The organism is Xanthovirga aplysinae, assembly GCF_009711365.1.
GTDB classification, from domain to species: Bacteria; Bacteroidota; Bacteroidia; order Cytophagales; family Cyclobacteriaceae; genus Xanthovirga; species Xanthovirga aplysinae.
In genome coordinates, this window is record NZ_SMMB01000694.1 from 1 (window position 1) to 3,331 (window position 3,331).

Genomic DNA, 3,331 nt, shown 5'->3' on the forward strand with positions numbered 1-3,331 from the left:
TGAGTTGTTCCTGATAAATGCCAAAATTTTTATAGACGTCCAGCAACATGTCGAAAAGGGTGAAACCATTATCTTTTGCAAAGGCTGCGATTTCCGCAATTATGGCACAAGAGGCAACCGCATCTTTATCTCTTACAAAATCTCCTATAAGATATCCATAACTTTCTTCACCACCACCAATAAATTCTTTTTGGCCATCAAACTTTCTTATTACCTCTGCAATATATTTGAAACCTGTTAGGGTATTGATACATTCAACTTGAAAATGGGTCGCAATGGTATCTAGAAGGTTTGAAGTGACTATTGTTTTGGCAATATATTGTTTTCCATTGAGCTTGTCTTCTTCCTTCCATTTTTTCAGAAGGTAGTAAATAATTAATGCTCCGGTTTGGTTTCCATTTAATAATTGGAAATCTCCGTGATGATTTTTTACGGCAATGCCCACCCGGTCGGCATCTGGATCTGTAGCCATAATGAGATCGGCATCAATTTCTTTTCCAAGAGAAAGGGCCATGGAAAGAGCTTCCTTTTCTTCTGGATTAGGATATTTTACAGTTGGGAAATTCCCATCTCCTTTGGCCTGTTGTTCAACAACCGTTACCTTATCAAATCCTAGTTTGTCAAGAATCTTTGGTACTAAAGTAATGCCTGTACCATGAATTGGACTGAAAACAATTTTGAGGCCTTTTTGATTAGCAATTGCCTGGGGAGAAATTGAAATCTTAGAAATGGCTTCTAAATAGAGATTATCAACCTCTTCTCCAATGCGTTGAATCAGGTCTTCATTCCGTTCAAAATTAATCTCTTCTATTCCATTTATTTGGTTTACTTCCCCAATGATGAGTTTATCTTCGGGGGAGACAATTTGGGCCCCATCATTTCCGTAAACCTTGTATCCATTATATTCTTTAGGGTTGTGAGAAGCAGTGACTACCACGCCCGCCTGACAATTAAAATACCGAACGGCAAAGGACAATTCAGGTGTGGGCCGCATATGTTTGAAAAAGAAAACCTTTATTCCGTTTGCTGAAAATACAGAAGCCGCCGTTTCAGCAAAAAGGGAGCTGTTGTTTCGAGAGTCATGGGCAATGGCTACTTTAATTTCCTTGTTTGGATAAGCTTTAATTAAATAGTTGGAAAGTCCTTGTGTGGCAGCTCCTACCGTGTAAATATTCATACGATTGGTGCCTACCCCCATTAGACCTCTTAATCCTCCAGTTCCAAACTCCAAATCTTTGTAGAAGGCGTCTTCTAATTCATTTTTATTTTCTTCTTTTAGAAGTTCAAGAATTTGGTCCTTTGAATTTTGATCAATTGAACTATTTAACCATTGTTTGGCTTTTTGAAAAACTGGATTTGTTGTTTCCGGACTTTTTATTTCTTTCATGTGTTGGGAAAATACAGCGTTAGGAAGCTTTATATAAAGCAGACCTGGTAAATATTTTTATTTTTCGACCCCAATTTACTAATTCATAAAGGCCTCATCAAGATAATTTTACTCTTTCAAAAATAAAAATCCTGGTAATGTACTTCAAATCAGTTGATTACCAGGATTATGCTATGTTTATAGATTTTATGAAATATTAGAGATTTCCCCTCAATTCCTGTTCTCTTTCAATGGCCTCGAATAATGCTTTGAAATTTCCTTTTCCAAAAGATCTTGCTCCTTTTCTTTGAATAATTTCGTAGAAAACGGTTGGTCGATCCACAATGGGTTTGGTGAAAATTTGTAATAAATAGCCTTCTTCATCTCTGTCTACTAAAATATTTAATTCCTTGAGATCATCCATATCTTCGTCAATCCTTCCCACTCGTTCAAAAAGATCATCGTAATAGGTTTCAGGCACATAAAGGAATTCAACCCCTCTTTTTCGCAACTCACTTACTGTATGCAAAATATTGTCTGTAGCGATTGCAATGTGTTGGACACCGGCCCCATTGTAAAAATCGATGTATTCTTCTATTTGGGACTTTTTCTTTCCTTCCGCTGGCTCATTTATTGGAAATTTAATATACCCACTACCATTGGAAACTACTTTTGACATTAAGGCAGTGTATTCTGTAGAAATATCTTTGTCATCAAAGGTTATTAAGAGCTTGAAGCCCATAACATCTTCGTAGAATTTTACCCATTTGTCCATCTCTCCCCAATTCACGTTTCCTACACAGTGATCGACATATTTCAACCCAATAGGAGAACTTTCCAATTCGCTCTTCTTTGGCTCATAGGTTGGTAGAAAGGCTCCTTTGTAATTTTTTCTTTCCACAAAAGTATGAATGGTTTCCCCATAGGTGTGGATGGAGGCTATCTTTACTTCCCCAAATTCATCTGATAAAGTGGTGGGCTCAATGGCAGGCTTTGCTCCCCTCTTTGTGGTTTCTTCAAATGATTTGAAGGCATCATCTACCCACAAGGCCAAAACCTTTACACCATCTCCATGTTTTCGGACGTGTTTTGCAATAGGGGAATCTTCAGTTAAGGCGCCAGTAAGTACTAATCTGATTTTATTTTGTTGAAGAACATAAGAAACTCTGTCTTTCACACCCGTTTCAGGCCCCGCATATGCAATTAAATTAAATCCAAATGCCGTTTGATAAAACATAGCGGCTTGTTTTGCGTTTCCTACGTAAAATTCTATGTAATCTGTACCATTAATTGGCAAAAAGTCTTGTTCCATAATTCTGAAGTTTAAAGATTTTAGTTTAGGGGTAAATCTAAGATATTATTTACTATTTAAAAACGTTATTTTTCTCAGAAGGATCATTTCTTTAAATCGTTTTCGATGGCAGATTCATTTTCATATTTTTTTCTTGCAAGTTCAAATATTACTATTGAGTTTTGCGATTCAAACAACACTATTTTATTCTTATGATTGACGTTAAAAACCTTGATGATGCTTTAGTCGCTATTATTGAGAAAAAGAATTTGCTCTCAAATATAGGTTATGATAGCGAAGAATATGATGACATTGAAGCCGATCTGCATGAGCTGGAGGACGAATTTGTCGATGAGTTTGGAGATTTATTGGAAGATGCCCTACATGAAGTTCATGATGAGTTCTGCCCGGATAACGATGTGTTGTTGCCAATTGCTTATTTGGCAAACAGTTATCTGGACAAAGGAGAGGATGAAAGTGGCAAAAAACAGTTTGATGTAAAGCCAGGAGAGGGAGTGATTGTTGACGCGGATGATTTCCCTGGGGAAGAAACTCGTTTGGTTATTTTACCTTCACCAGCAAGGATTCTTTTACAAGTAGGAAAACGCTATAGAGAAGAGGTTTGGAGAGCCAACTAAAAGTATACGATAATTAAGAAAAAAGCGGTATCTCTT

General features: G+C 36.8%; 3 protein-coding genes. 1 reads left to right on the plus strand and 2 read right to left on the minus strand.

Going from position 1 to position 3,331, the window contains the following annotated elements; genetic code table 11:
• A partial coding sequence (locus E1171_RS04265) for a phospho-sugar mutase (RefSeq protein WP_155204433.1) occupies window positions 1-1,387 on the minus strand: 1,387 nt, incomplete at its 3' end.
• Between the two features lie 196 nt (window positions 1,388-1,583).
• Complete coding sequence (gene hppD, locus E1171_RS04270; RefSeq protein ID WP_155204435.1) at window positions 1,584-2,678, minus strand: 4-hydroxyphenylpyruvate dioxygenase; 1,095 nt, start codon at window positions 2,676-2,678, stop codon at window positions 1,584-1,586.
• 191 nt (window positions 2,679-2,869) lie between these two features.
• Between hppD and E1171_RS04275 the strand changes: the two genes are divergently transcribed.
• Complete coding sequence (locus tag E1171_RS04275) at window positions 2,870-3,295, plus strand: hypothetical protein (protein WP_155204437.1); 426 nt, start codon at window positions 2,870-2,872, stop codon at window positions 3,293-3,295.
• Window positions 3,296-3,331 lie beyond the last annotated feature (36 nt).

Bases quoted from the DNA above. Each gene is read 5' to 3' on its own strand.
- hppD (WP_155204435.1), bottom strand. From the start codon at position 2,678: ATGGAACAAGACTTTTTGCCAATTAATGGTACAGATTACATAGAATTT.
- E1171_RS04275 (WP_155204437.1), top strand. From the start codon at position 2,870: ATGATTGACGTTAAAAACCTTGATGATGCTTTAGTCGCTATTATTGAG.